We start from the raw sequence: 15,054 nt of genomic DNA on the forward strand, positions 1-15,054 counted from the left end.
CACATTTTTCACGGTTTCCGGGGAAATGTTACCAATTCGAAAAATTGTTATTCGCGGTGAATATGAGGGTACCGGATCGTAGCTTTGCGGTTATGAATCCTGTCCTCCCCGGTAATTTCCCGGAGTCTGGTCCGTATATTTTTTGAATACGCGGATAAAATTCTGCACGGAGTTGAAACCGCAGCAAAAGCCGATCTCCTTGATCGTGACATTAGTAGTCCGCAGAAGCTGCCTGGCCTTTTCTACCCGGAAGGAAGCCAGATAAGCCGAAAATTTCTCCCCGCTGATTTCGTTAAAAAGTTCGCTGAGATAAGAAGCGCTGATTCCAATATGTTCGCATACGTCATTTAATGACAGATTGCTGTCGGCGTAATTCTGTGCAATATATTCTTTTGCCAGCTTCACATACCGGTAGCTGTTCTTTTTGTTATAGGTGTGCAGAAGCCCGACGGCGATCCTGGCATTTTCAAGGACACGCGCCGACAGCTCTTCCCTGGTTGAAAGTTCCCCCAGCGCCGTCACCGCATGGACCGATTCCAGAAGTTCCTGCTCTTCCTCATTTAATGGCAGTGTTATGACTTTCTCCGTCAGCTCGTCCAAAAAAAGCTGGGCCATATTTCTGAATTCCGCTAAATCCGTGATATCGCGTTTCAAATCGGACAGAATCTGGCCGAGCAAGTTTTCCGTCTCCGCCCGGTTGCCCTGGGAAGCCTGCTCCACCAGAGCCTTTGTCCTCTCCTGGCAATAACGGCGGTTGACAATCCGGTCCGTATCCCGGTCGTTCTCTTCTTCCTGTTCTACCTCGCTGCTGTCCAGATACTGCTGATACTGAAGTTTCCCCACCGCCTCTTTATAGGCGTAACGGATATCCATGATATTCTGGTAAATACTGCCCCGCTCCAGCTGAATCCCATAAGGAATTTTCTCCCCCAGCTGCTGCAAAAGCCTGGACAGCTTCGCACATTCCCGCTTAATTGCCACCACAGGGTAATCCGGCGGAAATCCCATGACAATACCCACGATCATTTTCTCGGTGCGGATATCGTAAATATGGTAATCCAAAATCTCAATCCCCTCCACCAGTTTCTTGATGGACAGCAGATGCAGGTTCAGCTCCACATCGGTTCCTTTTCTCTCCCTGGGTTCGCTGAGTTTGCAGGCCAGAACCAGGTAGCGGCTGTTCACCAGGATCGGATTGCCCACTCCTTCCAGAATTTCGCGGACCCGCTCCTCCTCAATCGTCTTTCCCACCATCAGGTTTTTAAGCATGGAGTCCAGGATTTCCGGGGCAATATTGGCAATCACTCCCTTGAGCTGGCTCTGCTGGTCCATGGCATCGCAGTAAGCTCCCTCCAGAAAATCAATTTCCGTATCTCCCGACTGTTTTTCCCTGCCGTCGGCCTGGGTTACCAGCTTCATCAGCCGGTTGATGGGACGGTAAATGAAATAACTGATATAGTAATCAAACACAATACTCAGCGCCAGGAAAACCAGCGCCGCCATAAGATACATGGGCAGGACATCCATAACTCTCACGGATAGATTTCCCGTATCGAGCGGCATCAGATAAATCCGGCCGGTCTCCGGCGAATCATAGCGGTAAAATCCCCTGGTACTGTGCCCTGCCAGCTCCGCCAGATTTTCCTGGCTGATAAACATCCCGTCATTTTCCCAATCCGGGTTTATCGTGTCATAGGCAAGCAGATCTTCAAAAAATGCCTCCCGGTTCTCATCATAAATGTAAATTTTTGTCTCCCCCGACGCTCCCTTAAGCCCCAGCGTACTTCCGAGCGCCTGTACATTCAATTCATACATCAGCGTCCCGATATGGGAGGCAATGTTCAAATCCTGCATAACCAGGATCCGCCCTTCTTTTGACATCACCGTGGTCGTGGTCATCGTGCCGGTCTTTCTACTGATTTTCTGCCGGTCCGGCGCCTGTTCCTCCAGATGCTCCCTGAGAATAGGCCAGTCCTCAAACTCCTCCGCCTGAAAAATCGACTCACTGTCCCGGATTTCACCGGCCAGGGGCGAATACAGACAGGCGCTCTGCACCAGCTCGCTTCCGCTTCCGATGGACTTAAGCTGGCGTCCAATCCGGTAATCGCGTTCCGGAGCGACGCGCCCGGGAGATATCATATATGTAATAAAATCATTGCTCCACATCATCTGGGCCATGTTCTGGCCCAGTACATTGATAAGCAGCTCCATCGATTCATCCGTCTGTTTCAAGCGGCTCACCCCCGACAGCGCCGCCTGCTTCCTGTAGTTCTGGCTGATCATATTGTTCATCCAGAATCCCATAAAAAGTACCATCCCCAGGGACAGCAGAATCAGTCCCATAAAAATTCTCGCAAACAGGCTGTTCTTTATTTTACAGAAGCAGCCTGAAACACTGAAATGTCCCATACATTTTTCTCCCCTGGCCATTTTCTGCCGGTATTTTTCTGCATTTTGGCCGTAATATCCCCATTTTTATCATTTTCAGTATAACGATTCCCTTTGGACATGTCTAATACCAGTATTCTTTTGTGTTGATAGAGGGATTCTATGATAGAGGCGGTTTTTGTAGAAATCCGCTGTAGCTTATGATATAATCCAATGAGAAACCTGCGCTTATTGGATTTAAGTTCTGAATTCAGATGTGGGCGTGATACATAAAAAAGGACGGTGTCATCATGACTTTGCTGCAATTACAATATTTTGACACTCTGGCCCGTGTGCTTCATTATACACATGCGGCGGAGGAACTTCATATCGCACAGCCGAGCCTCAGCTACTCCATCAACGAGCTGGAGAAAGAGCTGGGTGTCAAGCTGTTTGAGAAACAAAACCGGAAAATCTGTCTGACTGACTACGGCGAACGTTTTCTGCCCTATGTACAGAAATCCCTGATGCTGATGGAGGAGGGAACCAATACATTAAAGCAGATGGCCGGCACCGCCCCGCTTGTGGTGCGCCTCGGATATTTCCATTCCATCTCGTCCTCCCTGATTCCATCCATGGTTGAGGAGGTTTACCGCCTTCCCGAGAATCAGCAGATCCGGTTCCATTTTACCGAGGACACTTCTTTTGATATTTTCAGCCTTCTAAAGAACGGAAAACTGGATCTGGCATTCTGCACCCACCGCGATGAATGGGCTGATTCCATCACGATTATGAAACAGCCCCTGTACCTCGCCGTTCCTCTGGAGCACCCTTTGGCCGGCCGCTCCTATGTCACCTTTGAAGACTTTGCCAGGGAACCGCTTGTGATGCTCGATAAGGCCAGCAGTCTGCGCAAACAGCTCGACCACGTATTCACCCAGCGCGGCGTAATACCCAATGTCGTTTTTGAGGTCCGGGAATGTAATGCCGCCCTCCAGTATGTGGCCCTGAAATTCGGCGTATCGATTCTGCCCGAGGTACCGGCCATGAAGACAGAGCGCGTGAGGGCGATTCCGATTGACGATAAGGGAAAAGAATTCCTCCGGACCGTTTATCTCTCCTGGGATCGGAGCCGGCCTCTCACCCCGGCCGTACAGCGCGTACGCAATCTGATTGTACAGCGGTATGCCTGCTCTTCTCCCGGCTGATGGGACATGTAATAAGAATATTATATTTATTCTTTAGGAAAACGGATGACAAATACCGCGCCGCCCTGCGGGTGGTTCTTTGCGGTAATTGTCCCGCCCTGCCGTATGATAATCATCCTGGATAGAGCCAGGCCAATCCCATATCCCGCCTTATTTGTGCTCTTACCGCGATAAAACCGGTCAAACAGACGGGGCAGCTCTTCCGTTTTAAAACCTGCGCCGCTGTCATGAATGCTTATTTCTGTATACAGCAGATTCTCCGTGCAGGAAATCTGCAATTTACCGTGATCTCCCACACTTTCCATACAGTTTTTGAGAAGGTTCTGGACTGCTTCCGAAAGCCAGCCGGAATCTCCCCGAATGGATACTCCCGGCTGTACGTCCTTCTCCACTTCTATTTCATGCAGCTCCATAAAGATGAGAAACGGCCGGAGCGCAGCGTTAATTATGGCGTTTACATCGACCGGCTCACTCTGAAATTCTACAACCCCCGCATCCAGACGAGATATTTTTAACAGGGAGGTAATCAGCCAGTCCATCCGCGTAAGCAATTCTTCGGTTTCGCGCACAAATGACTTCCGTTCCTGCTCATCCCTGCAATTTTCCATCAAAGACAGTGTGAGATTGGCGGATGTCAGCGGCGTGCGGAGCTGATGGGCAATATCGGCCAGAGAATCGGCCAGATGGATCTTCTCTTTTTTCAGGGCATCGTTCTGTTCCCGGATGCGCAGCATCATTTTCGTGATTTCGCTGTGCAGAATGGAGAGTTCTCCCTCATCCAGAGCATCAATCTCCAGCCGGTCGGCATTGTGAAGCACCAGATCGATCTGGTTGGAAAGCCGGGCGATGCTGTTATATCTGGCTTTGGTAAACACACAAAAGGAAGCGCCAAAGGCGGCGGCGGAAAAAGCGGCCAGAAATCCGGCGGCCGTATTCATCAGAAAGCCAAGTAATGTAACGGCTGCCGCCATCACGGCATATACGATGGCAAACCTCCGGAATTCCCTGTTTCTAAGCATTCCCATCCCCCAATCTATATCCCGTTCCCCGGACCGTCAGAATGATACGCGGGTTTGCCGGATCATCCTCCGTTTTCTCCCGCAGGCGTTTGATGTATACGGTCAATGTATTGTCATTGACAAACTCTCCCGCCGCATCCCACAGTTCATCAAGCAGACGCCCCCTCGTTATGATACTTTGGGGATTGTTAATAAACACCAGCAGCAGACGGTATTCCAAAGCGGAAAGAAAAATTTCGCTGCCGTTCTTTTTTACAATGCCGCTTGCCGTATCGACACGCAGACCGCAGATTTCAAATACCGAACCGCTGCGTCCCCTTTTTCTCAGGGCGGTGCCAATCCGCGCAATTAACTCCCGAGGCCGGAACGGCTTGGTAATATAATCGTCCGCGCCCATGTTCAACCCGGTAACCACGCTCGCCTCATCACCGGAAGCCGTCAGAAAGATTACCGGAATATCCTGCGCCTCTTTAATTTCCGTATATACGGTAAAACCATTTCCGTCGGGCAGGGTAATGTCGATCAGCGCCAGGTCAAATTTATTGCTGGCCGCCACGGCGGAAGCTTCTCCGCGCGTAGAAGCATGGATGACCGTATATCCCTCCGAACGGAGCAAAAGTATAAGGTTTTTAGCGATTGCTTTATCGTCCTCAACCAGAAAAATCCGTTGCATCATCCGTCTCTCCTGTCCATGTCTGAAGATACGGGCCGCCGCATTTAAAGAGGGCGCCCAATCCGAACGCCCTCCCTGGCTGCCGCCTGTATCGTATTCCTTAACGTATCAGCATCCCGTGATGCTCCAGATACTGATCAAACACCTCTCCGCTGCGGATAATATAATCCCTGAAATATTTTGCAGCCGGAGGGATATAGCGTTCCTTATTCCACTGCAGATAAATCCTCCGCTGGGGTATATCGTTGGCAATAGGAAGAATCTTTGTATTATACGGAGCCCCTGCCAGAGGATATGGCACAATCGATACTCCCCGCCTGGCTGCCACCAGGCCGTAGATAATCTGATCATTCGGCGTCTCTGAAACAACATTGGGGCGGATCCCCATCTCGCCAAACAGTTTCTCAAGCTGGCCGCGAAGCTGCGCATTATTATCAAAGGCAATAAAATTCTCACCATCCAGCTTTTTCAAATCCACTTTCTCTTCCCCGGCCAGTTCATGGCCTTCAGGGACCAGGACAACCAATTGATGCGTGCCGATATAGGCCGCGTCTATCTGCGGATAACTCAGCCTGGTCCCAAGGATCAGATCCACCGAACCGTCCAGAAGTTTTCCCTGTATCCCTTTCCAGATTTCCTGGCTGTACTGAAACTGCACCTCCAGGCGGTTTGTCTCGGACTGATACCGCACCATAAGATCGGTGGCAAACTGGGCAATCGACTGAAACCCGGCCAGAACAATCGTTCCCACATTCGGATCAATATACTCCTTCAGTGTCGTGATACCTGCTTCCAGGGAATTGATTGTCTGCTGAACATAAGGAAGAAAGATTTCTCCGTATTTTGTCAGCTTAATATTGCGGCCCTTCCGCTCAAACAGCTCCGCTCCCAGTTCTTCCTCCAGCTCTTTAATGGCATGGCTCAAATTGGACTGGCTGACATGAAGCTGCTCCGCCGCCCTGGTATAATGTTCCAGTTCTGCGATTGTATTAAAATAATACAGCCACTGTAAATTCATATATTACTCCTCCCCACAATCATCCTGTCCTTATCTTTCTATTATCCATGATTTTCGGAAAAAGTTCAACTGATTTATAGTTTGACGGCGTTAGATTGCCGTTAGTTTACTGTTAATTTACTGTCAGTTTGCTGTCAGTTAGAGATTTCTGCGTGCATTTTGCTATCGCTCTTTAAGGCAGACATGAAGCCTGTCTCCGGGCTGTTTACCCGTAGCCGTACGGATATCTTTCCGAATTCCCAGAATGTGTCCCGGCGTTCCCATACGCACGATACTGCCCTCGTAAGGCACCCCGTCAAATTCAGCATAAACCTTGACCCTGCCCCTGCCAAATTCTTCTTTCACATCAAATGGGATATTAATATAAGCTCCATCTATACCGGGTACTTTTTGTATTACGGCATCAAATTCATATGTTTTTCCGGTCATATTTTCCTCCGCTTTTCTTAATCATTAAATCCTGCTGCTTTCATGTTGTTATTTTAAATTATTTCCGATCTCCCTATTCTTTATCCGAAGCAGATTGTATGAATCAGTGCATAGTTGTTAAGTGATACAGACAGAGTACCATCCCCGCTGTAATATACAATCGCTGCTTTATATGGTATAATTTATAAAAACATCCGAATAGACCGCCTGAACTGAGGGGCGGATTTCCTCTGTTTTAATAAATTCATTGTGGAAGGAGGCGGTACTGTGAAATGCAGAAGATGTGGGGAAACTTTTGAGGGAAATTACTGTCCTGTCTGTGGAGAAGCCGTCAAAAAGGAAGCGGCTCCGCTGAAGCCGGCCTCTAATGATTATGTATCATCAAAGCAAAAGCGGGTAACGGAGAAGCGAAGTCTGTACCAAACCTCCGTTTTTACAGCGGCAGCATTGTTTCTTTGTTTTCCACTCGGATTGTTCTTGATGTGGAAATACCGGAAATTTAACAAAACAGCCAGAACGGTGATAACCGTCCTTTGTTCCATATGCTCGGTACTGCTCATTCTCTCCGTCCAAAGTTTAGTTATACACGGGACTCCCCTCTTTTATAAGGGAGTTCAGGATATTGTCGGCAATGATGGAGCACCCGGTGTGTTAGATATTTTGAAAATCGACGAAACCGGTAAAGCCCGGGCAGACAGCACGGCGGACGAAACTGAATCTGCGCCTGATATTGAAAAATACTCCTCTATCGTTAAACAGGAACTGAGCCGTTTTCTTACGGATCTGACTTACTCAAAATCATCCGATGACTGGATTATTTCTGAAAATGGCGCTGTGACCACTATCCTGACCAGGGTAAGAGACAGTTCCGGAGAAATGAAAGCAGTGACGGTAAAGATCAAATATGAAACCGGCCAAAAATATTATGAGCCGCTTCGTATCGAATACGACGGTGAGCTGCTGTTCGACGGAGAAATCCTGTTTCAGGATCCGGTATAAAAGGTATTGTATAGAAAGTCTTTATGATTTTTATTTTTTATTTATTGTCCGGTCAAACTTTTGTCACAATTTTCCTGTATAGTATAAATCAAACAGGAAGAAAACCTTTTATATAGACTTTTTCATACTCATGCCGGCAGGAGCAATCCTGACCGGCTCCCCCTTTTTCTGGGAAAATAAAAATCAAATAGACTGGAGACGGTTGTGCAGGCATAATGCAGGAATGTCTTAAGCTATCAATTTTTTCATTGTTATGATATTATAATATGGACTGAAACGATACATAATCCGGGGGATGAAATATATGGATAAGATTAAGGCAATATTAGAGGAATACACGGATGTTCCGGTTACCGGGTCTTCGAAGCTCATTGACGACCTCGGCCTGGACTCCTTTTTAATTGTATATTTTCTGACGGAAATCGAGGACTGTTTCGGGATAGACATCAACGAATCCGATTTTGACAGCTTCATCACAGTGGATGACGTGTGGGAACATATCTGTCAGGAGAAGAGAAAAAGGCTGCAGGCTGATTCATAACCGGCAGCTTTTAAAGCCCTTTGGCTCCTGTTTACTCCAAATAATTTTGCCGTACGTCTAATAGAACGTTCTGCTTTCGCCTAGCCGTTCTGCGATTTTATTTTCAGAAATTTCTTTTTATATATTATCGGACTGTCAACATGGACTTGTCAAGAGGCAATCCCAGCCGGCTCCCTCCTTTTCCGGGACTATTAATAGGATTCTTTTGTCCGCTCTCTTAATACCGTTTGTCCCCCATTCCATAATCGGAAATGAACTCACATTTCAATATAACCGACATATAATGTATTAAAACTGTTTGGAAAGATCCGTATGGCTATCGATCCCCGTGGAACTATGATTCAACAAGGAAACGTAATGCGAATTAATAATGCATTCGTAGAAGACGTTACCTGCTATAATAACTTAAGTGCATCTATTTTAGTATCTTACTCCGTACCAGAAATAAATAATATTACTTCCATACAGACTATCAGGTTAAATCTCAATAGCGGAACCGTGGTTTTGAACTCATTCGGTCAAAGCATATGTTTATGCTGCATTCAGAGGGGTATGTGGGTGAATGTCGTATTCTCATCCCGTATGACAAGGAGCATCCCGCCTCAGGCTAATGCCTTCTTAGTAGCGATTCAAAGAACAACACAGCCGTCGCCGCCCTGGTTCCCATGGCCGCCTTTACCACCCAGGCCGCCTCAGCCGCCCAGGCCACCAAGACCTCCGCAGCCTCCCAGGCCTCCTCAGCCACCTAGGCCTCCTCAGCCGCCTAGGCCACCAAGACCTCCGCAGCCACCTAGACCTCCGCAGCCTCCAAGGCCTCCGCAGCCTCCAAGGCCTCCTCAGCCGCCTAGGCCTCCGCAGCCTCCAAGACCTCCGCAGCCACCTAGGCCTCCGCAGCCTCCAAGGCCTCCTCAGCCGCCTAGGCCTCCAAGACCTCCTCAGCCGCCTAGACCCCCGCAGCCTCCAAGGCCTCTACCACCTCCAAGGCCACAGCCTCAGCCACCCCCAAGGCCGCAGCCCAGAACTCAGGAGCTGCAGGAGGAACTGTTTTAGTCAATTCTAATAGGAACCCTTTATTATGGTTGGAATAGGAACCTTCATTAAACTGATTTGATTTTCTTGTATCTGGCCAATTTTGTATAAACAGGTTTCTTTTTTGACAGGGCCTTTGTTTCTCCTGTACTGGCGGAGAAACGTAGTTATCTTAGTTAAACTCATGCTTCATTGGTAAAGGTGAAAAGCTCATTGAATGAACTTTTCACCTTTATTTTTAATTCCTGCTAAATTGAAATCTCTCTTCTCAGAACTGGCATATTGGAGTGAATATAAGATAGGGCAAATTTCTCTGATAAAATCCATTCTTCCGACAGCTTTCCCGGAAGTATTACCGGCATACGGTTATGCACATCTGCAATTGAGTTATTCGCACTGGTCGTCAGAATAGTGAATCTGTTTTCTCCTCTAAATTCATTATAAATTCCCGCCATATATAAAATATTGTCTTCCGGTAAATTAAACTTGTATTTTTTCTTTTCACCGCTTTGAGTCCATTCAAAAAATCCGGTACTGGGTACCGCACATCTGCGGTTGTGTAAGCTTGTTCTGAACATTGGGCGCTCTTCTGCCGTTTCAGACCTGGCATTTATGATAACACCTTTTGCAGATCCAAAACGCGGGTACCCCCATGTACTCAATTCGGGGGTAATCTCTACATCCTTTGCATAAAGGATTGGGACCGTATTGGTCGGATAAATCTCACCTGTTTTCATTTCGTTTCCCTGATGCTTTTGGTCCAGAGCTCTTATGATTTTTATAATTTCCTGATTTTCCTCATCCGTATATAAACTATATCTGCCGCACATCGGATATTCCTCCTGTCAATTACTTCCCGAACTAAGGGTGGGAGTCTTATCATCTATTATTAGAAACAAACGATAATATATACAGACGGGAATAATTGTTTTCATTCTACAAAATCATGAAAACAGTTATATTGTCTCTTGATTCTATCGGCCGCCGATACTGTAATCTGCGTTCCTGCATGATCTTAATGACAGGGAGCTGCCGAATCTTCATCTGCGCTGACCGGATTTGCGCCTTTCATTCAATACTATTTTTTTTCTTCCTGCTTTATTATTTTCCATTCATTCACATATTTTTCCCTTGCATTAATGTAATCTATATTATATTTTTTTATAATGCAGAGGGCAGGCACCAGGCAAATAAATGCGTATAATTACCATATATTTCCAGTAAAATTCTGGTAACTACGTGATATCCTTTAATTACAGGAAAGCAACGCATCTAAAACTAAACTATACAGAAACAGTCTATCCGATATCCCTGCCTCTTTGAAATTGCATTAACCAGTTAGCAGGACACTTGATTCTACTCCCTTATTTCCCAGGCTCTGCACTCTCCCGGCCGCCTGTGCTTGAATTTTAGGCTGGAAGCCCGTAACCATAGCGCAAATCAAAGGGGGCATTACATGAAAAATAAGGAAGCGAAAAAAATTGCAAGGAATATTCTCGGTTACTGTGTTACACAAGCCTGGAATGATTTGGACAATTGTTATTACAAGCGTCTGATTCCGGCGGACCGCGAACTTATAAAGCTCTATATCCATCGATACGGGTACATAATCGGACTACTGCTCCGCCGCCGGTATCGGCCAAATTAACAATCCTTAATTAATGAGCCGGGAAAAAGGGTAATGACCATAGCCTCTTATACGTTTAACCGTATGAGGGGCTATTTTGTAACCATTTCCTCCACAGCTTCAATTTTTGTCCTCTGAATCGTCAAAGGCAAACCTGGACAGACTATTCTATATTAAAGAATAAGGAGAGCTTTCCCATGACAATTCAATGTTATATTAACTTTCAAGGCAACTGCCGTCAGGCCGTAGACTTTTACAGCAGCGTATTTGATACTCCTGTCCAAATAATGACTTATGGAGAAATGCCCCATAACCCTGAATTTCCTGTTTCTGATGAACTGAAAAATCAAGTGCTACATGCATCAATTAATCTGGACGGTAATGAGCTGATGTTCTCTGATGTTCCGCCTGAAATGCCCTTTTACCCTGGCAATAACATTACCATCACCCTAAACGGGGAGGATCCGGAGACACTCACTCAATGGTTTCAAAAACTCAGCGAAAACGGCAAAGTCGAAATGCCTTTGGAAGCTACCTTCTGGAGTGAATTATATGGAAGTGTCGTTGACCAGTTTGGCGTGGGCTGGCAAATTAACTTGAAGAGGAAGTAACGGTGGAATCATGATGGGGGCTGTATGTTAGTCAGATGGCTGCCATTAAAAGGACAATTGCCGCTTTAATAGCAATAGTAATGCCACTTCGTTCTGATATAAACACCCTTTCCCTGTCTGCATCCGGACTGCCAGATGACATTTGCGGGAAGGACACTTCCGTTTTCCAACAGCCATTTTGCATTAGACCAGTTTCTATCTGTAGGCTCCCTATCATAATTTCCATCGTCAATGCAGGCATACTGGCCTTTTTGAAAGATAACCGCTTCAATTGTATCCGGGAAATCGGGATGTGCCTTCCTGTTTAAAACTACCGAGCCAACGTATAATTGTTCATTATCCGGACAGCTCTGGCATTCTCCTGCGAGTATATGAGCCAATAGATACAGCTCTTCATCCATGTAAGTTTTAACTGGTTCTTCATAGATACCTGCTTCATATAATGCATATTTCTTTACCACTTCTGTGATAATATTGACTTGCTGCCCTGATTCCTCTTGTGCCGGTTTTACGTTTTGCCGCCCGTCGCCTGCCTGTACGGTGGCAGGCATAGCAAGACCGGATGCTGCTAAGAAAATCACAAATAATATTTTTTTCATTCATCCTCCTTGTAAACAGAGAATACCGGTATCCTAAATCGTGAAATCTATGTAATCAATTCTCGTTTGCAACCGAAAATTGCAGTTTTTTATGATGTAATAATCTTTTTGTTCGGAACTACTATCTCGGGTTCTTTTCTGAACAACTCATCAATCGTACGATTATCATAGCAATGCATTATCCTGCTGATCTCCTTTCCGTTGATTTCCTGAAGAATAATCCCTTTATCTGTTTCCGGGCAAACCAAATCAAACCTGACAAATCCATCATTGTGCACATAGCTGTTACACTTTCTATCAAAATCTATTTCCTCTCCATTCATCAATATACAGTAAAAAAAATCATTCATTAAATTCTCTCCTTTTTAAATTTCATTTTGGTTGTACTCTAATTCAATTATGTTCCAATTCCATTTCATAATTCATATGGTATTCTCTGTCTGTACCGCAGGTTTTATTGCATGTTGGACAACGTACCGTGATTCTTCCGGCCTTCACTGGTTTGCAGGTACAAAAGCCACCTGTCACGTGCACACTAATCTTCATACTGTTCCTCCCCCTCATCTTAATTATGCTTTATCTCTTCCGCCATACAGAATCAGCTCCGCCGCAAAAGGCAGTGATTCGACCCATCCGGTAAAATAGTTTGACCACTCATCCAGTTTATGGTTAATCCCCGAAAAATATAGATTGCGAATTCCTTCATAATTTATCAATATAGTCCTTTTCAGGTTATAAGAAATTGGGAGAAGCTGGACCATCTGCCGCCAACCTATTTTCTGTTCTTCAGCTTCCGCCAATTCTGAAGTGTGATTATTAAATCCATTGCGGTTCACATTTAACTCAAGAATGATCCGGCTTAGTAACTCTAACGAAGTAGAATTAAGGTGATCATGGCTAAAATCATTCAGAGTGAATTCCTTTGTATAAATCTTGTACCTGTTTGAGGAGAAATCCTCAACAGTACCTGCTTTATATGTATCGAATTCCTTGAACCAATATAATGGAGCCGTAATATCAACACTTACCATAATTTGACGCATAAACTTTCTATGCTCAGTTCCCATCAGAATGAGTTCCTGCAAAAGCTTCAAATCATTTTTGCCAATCTGGTATGTGTAGTTAAATTGGTGTGAACATGTATCTTTTGCCGCACAGTTTGTGCATCCAATCCCCGAATCTCCTCCTTTGCAAATTCCGCTGTCAGATTGTTCCCATGAATTAAGTGAATTTCTCGCTCCACGTATGCCATGTTCAAATCCCCAAACTTCGGTATCCTCAAACTTCAAAGTCTCATTACCTCCAACACTTCTCCAAGCAGTCTCTCCCGACAATCAGACAGGTCTTTTTCCCCCTGCTCAACTTTCGATGATTAAACTCAGATAGTTCACTATAAGCTCTAAATTAGATTCACTTTCATCCGGCCTTATCTCAGGCTTTCGGCCTTTCTTTTCCGAACTCTTCATAATATATTCTTTCACTGACATTGTATTTTCCATCATTCTTTCTCCTTCAGATAGAACGTTAAATCTCTCAGCATATAGATATAATTCTCTTTTTGATTTTTAATATATGTAGAATTTCGTTTAAAATAGTCTACTATCCAATCATCCAGATCGATGTAATTGTGACAGCTATATGCTGTTAAGGCTAATAATGATAAATGATTTTCCGGATTAAGAAGTTCTGTATCGTTATCTACATTTAACGTAAGATCACTTAGTATTTCTTCATAGAATTCAATATCCTCCCCGTCTATGTCCCGGCCGGTTTGGGCTGTAATAAATTCAGGGACACTCTGATTCTTATCCGCTTCTATCTCTTCTTTTTCGTCAAAATGAAAATAATTCTTCAAAAGAATCGTTAATATCTCCAGTTTCTTTACAACAACCTTTTTGTCTTTTGTGGCTCTATTCCGGTTCAGAATCTCAAAGGTGTCATTATCGCATTCACTTACCACTTTACTGTGCAGCCCGCCACGAAACGCATCGAGAAATTCGGTGAATTTTCTGTCCGGCAAACCATAGCCTAAAAAATCATGGAATAATGTCAGCCATACAAAAGCATCTTTACTCGTAAAGAAATCAGAATATTGATCGGTCACAACCGCAGTAATCCTGTTTAATTCGTCTTCTAAAATGTCAAACTCCTTATTTGATGCATTCTCATTTAAATAGTCGCCCATCTTTTTCCCCTGCTTCTGCCAGTTATTAAGATGGAACATGGACATTATGGTTTCGCATACCACACGTTCATAAATGCCGTTGAGCCTGTCCTTTTCTGAAAAACTGCCACAGTCTTTGAAAAAGCTGTGATTTGTAATACTTCTTATCTTTCTTGCATACTTGTATACATAAGTAAACGCTGTTTGAGAGGGATTCATAGACTTATGGTTGTTATACCTGCATACGAGTTCAGATATTCTTTCCATTGTACAATGCTGATGAACGACTGTTTTAATTTGAAAATTATCAAACGCTCTCTGAAGTTCTTTTGGAAGGCTGCTAAAAGTTTGACCTTTTAAATCCAGTGTCTTCGTCTCATAAACAAAATTTTCTTCACTATCCCTCACGAAACCGCCATGAGTATTCACCTGTTTAACCTGATACTCAATCAGACTCTTTTTAATCGATGACGTAATTTTGTAATTTCCATACCGAAACAGCATAAAGGAAGATGTCCTCTGTACCCCGTCAACCAGCCATAATTGGGTCGTTCCTGCCTCCCGGTCCTCCTCTCCCATGATAATTGGAAGAATGTAATCTCCGGTAAAGACGGTATAGATAAGCTCGTTTATCATTCCCGCATCCCACTGTCCGGCAAGGCGCTGAACATCCTGATCCTCCCGTATATCTTCTTCTTTTACGCTTTCTAAATATGCAGCGAGTGAATATGTGTGTTCTCTGATTGGTTCTACCATTCAAGCTCCCCCTT

17 protein-coding genes are annotated in these 15,054 nt (G+C 45.0%); 5 read left to right on the forward strand and 12 right to left on the reverse strand.

What is annotated here, in order from left to right:
- Nucleotides 1-90: 90 nt before the first annotated feature.
- Complete coding sequence (locus EJL91_RS03550) at nucleotides 91-2,409, reverse strand: helix-turn-helix transcriptional regulator (protein ID WP_164516737.1); 2,319 nt, start codon at nucleotides 2,407-2,409, stop codon at nucleotides 91-93.
- Between the two features lie 269 nt (nucleotides 2,410-2,678).
- Between EJL91_RS03550 and EJL91_RS03555 the strand changes: the two genes are divergently transcribed.
- On the forward strand, nucleotides 2,679-3,575 hold the full coding sequence (locus tag EJL91_RS03555) for a LysR family transcriptional regulator (RefSeq protein WP_125140573.1): 897 nt from the start codon (nucleotides 2,679-2,681) through the stop codon (nucleotides 3,573-3,575).
- A gap of 26 nt (nucleotides 3,576-3,601) precedes the next feature.
- Here the strand turns inward: EJL91_RS03555 and EJL91_RS03560 are convergent, their stop codons facing one another.
- The 4 genes from EJL91_RS03560 to EJL91_RS03575 all read right to left on the reverse strand — a co-directional run bounded on the left by EJL91_RS03560 (nucleotide 3,602) and on the right by EJL91_RS03575 (nucleotide 6,714).
- Nucleotides 3,602-4,594, reverse strand: coding sequence for a sensor histidine kinase (locus EJL91_RS03560; protein WP_125140574.1), 993 nt, complete (start codon nucleotides 4,592-4,594; stop codon nucleotides 3,602-3,604).
- Nucleotides 4,587-5,267 (reverse strand): response regulator transcription factor, encoded by a 681-nt coding sequence (locus tag EJL91_RS03565; protein ID WP_125141000.1) that lies wholly within the window; start codon nucleotides 5,265-5,267, stop codon nucleotides 4,587-4,589. Before EJL91_RS03565 ends, EJL91_RS03560 begins: the two co-directional genes overlap by 8 nt.
- 100 nt (nucleotides 5,268-5,367) lie before the next feature.
- Complete coding sequence (locus EJL91_RS03570) at nucleotides 5,368-6,285, reverse strand: LysR family transcriptional regulator (RefSeq protein WP_125140575.1); 918 nt, start codon at nucleotides 6,283-6,285, stop codon at nucleotides 5,368-5,370.
- Nucleotides 6,286-6,447: 162 nt separating this feature from the next.
- Complete coding sequence (locus tag EJL91_RS03575; RefSeq protein WP_125140576.1) at nucleotides 6,448-6,714, reverse strand: DUF1905 domain-containing protein; 267 nt, start codon at nucleotides 6,712-6,714, stop codon at nucleotides 6,448-6,450.
- 648 nt (nucleotides 6,715-7,362) lie between these two features.
- Between EJL91_RS03575 and EJL91_RS03580 the strand changes: the two genes are divergently transcribed.
- Together EJL91_RS03580 and EJL91_RS03585 are read left to right on the forward strand one after the other, a co-directional pair.
- Nucleotides 7,363-7,713 carry a hypothetical protein gene (locus EJL91_RS03580; RefSeq protein WP_125140577.1) on the forward strand — a complete coding sequence of 117 codons (351 nt, stop codon included), beginning with the start codon at nucleotides 7,363-7,365 and terminating at the stop codon, nucleotides 7,711-7,713.
- A 304-nt stretch (nucleotides 7,714-8,017) separates the two neighbouring features.
- The gene (locus EJL91_RS03585) at nucleotides 8,018-8,254 is read left to right on the forward strand and encodes an acyl carrier protein (RefSeq protein ID WP_243125218.1); all 237 of its coding nucleotides are present in this window, start codon (nucleotides 8,018-8,020) and stop codon (nucleotides 8,252-8,254) included.
- 607 nt (nucleotides 8,255-8,861) lie between these two features.
- Here the strand turns inward: EJL91_RS03585 and EJL91_RS24760 are convergent.
- A complete protein-coding gene (locus tag EJL91_RS24760; protein ID WP_206429449.1) occupies nucleotides 8,862-8,999 on the reverse strand; it encodes a hypothetical protein in 138 nt (45 codons plus the stop codon).
- Between the two features lie 532 nt (nucleotides 9,000-9,531).
- Nucleotides 9,532-10,113: an SOS response-associated peptidase gene (locus EJL91_RS03595; protein WP_125140580.1), complete on the reverse strand. Its 582-nt coding sequence runs from the start codon at nucleotides 10,111-10,113 to the stop codon at nucleotides 9,532-9,534.
- Between the two features lie 626 nt (nucleotides 10,114-10,739).
- On the opposite strand from EJL91_RS03595, the gene EJL91_RS03600 reads away from it, so the two are divergent.
- Nucleotides 10,740-10,931, forward strand: coding sequence for a hypothetical protein (locus EJL91_RS03600; protein ID WP_125140581.1), 192 nt, complete (start codon nucleotides 10,740-10,742; stop codon nucleotides 10,929-10,931).
- 176 nt (nucleotides 10,932-11,107) lie between these two features.
- The gene (locus EJL91_RS03605) at nucleotides 11,108-11,521 is read left to right on the forward strand and encodes a VOC family protein (RefSeq protein ID WP_125140582.1); all 414 of its coding nucleotides are present in this window, start codon (nucleotides 11,108-11,110) and stop codon (nucleotides 11,519-11,521) included.
- 65 nt (nucleotides 11,522-11,586) lie between these two features.
- Here the strand turns inward: EJL91_RS03605 and EJL91_RS03610 are convergent, their stop codons facing one another.
- The 5 genes from EJL91_RS03610 to EJL91_RS03625 form a co-directional block, all read right to left on the reverse strand.
- Complete coding sequence (locus EJL91_RS03610) at nucleotides 11,587-12,120, reverse strand: cell wall hydrolase (RefSeq protein WP_125140583.1); 534 nt, start codon at nucleotides 12,118-12,120, stop codon at nucleotides 11,587-11,589.
- An 89-nt stretch (nucleotides 12,121-12,209) separates the two neighbouring features.
- Nucleotides 12,210-12,470 (reverse strand): hypothetical protein, encoded by a 261-nt coding sequence (locus EJL91_RS03615; RefSeq protein WP_125140584.1) that lies wholly within the window; start codon nucleotides 12,468-12,470, stop codon nucleotides 12,210-12,212.
- A 219-nt stretch (nucleotides 12,471-12,689) separates the two neighbouring features.
- On the reverse strand, nucleotides 12,690-13,409 hold the full coding sequence (locus tag EJL91_RS03620; protein ID WP_125140585.1) for a hypothetical protein: 720 nt from the start codon (nucleotides 13,407-13,409) through the stop codon (nucleotides 12,690-12,692).
- Between the two features lie 69 nt (nucleotides 13,410-13,478).
- On the reverse strand, nucleotides 13,479-13,622 hold the full coding sequence (locus EJL91_RS24485) for a hypothetical protein (protein WP_164516738.1): 144 nt from the start codon (nucleotides 13,620-13,622) through the stop codon (nucleotides 13,479-13,481).
- On the reverse strand, nucleotides 13,619-15,040 hold the full coding sequence (locus tag EJL91_RS03625; protein WP_125140586.1) for a GmrSD restriction endonuclease domain-containing protein: 1,422 nt from the start codon (nucleotides 15,038-15,040) through the stop codon (nucleotides 13,619-13,621). Before EJL91_RS03625 ends, EJL91_RS24485 begins: the two co-directional genes overlap by 4 nt.
- Nucleotides 15,041-15,054: the final 14 nt, after the last annotated feature.

Origin of the sequence: Clostridium transplantifaecale (genome assembly GCF_900626075.1) — a bacterium.
Classification (GTDB): Bacteria; Bacillota; Clostridia; order Lachnospirales; family Lachnospiraceae; genus Otoolea; species Otoolea transplantifaecalis.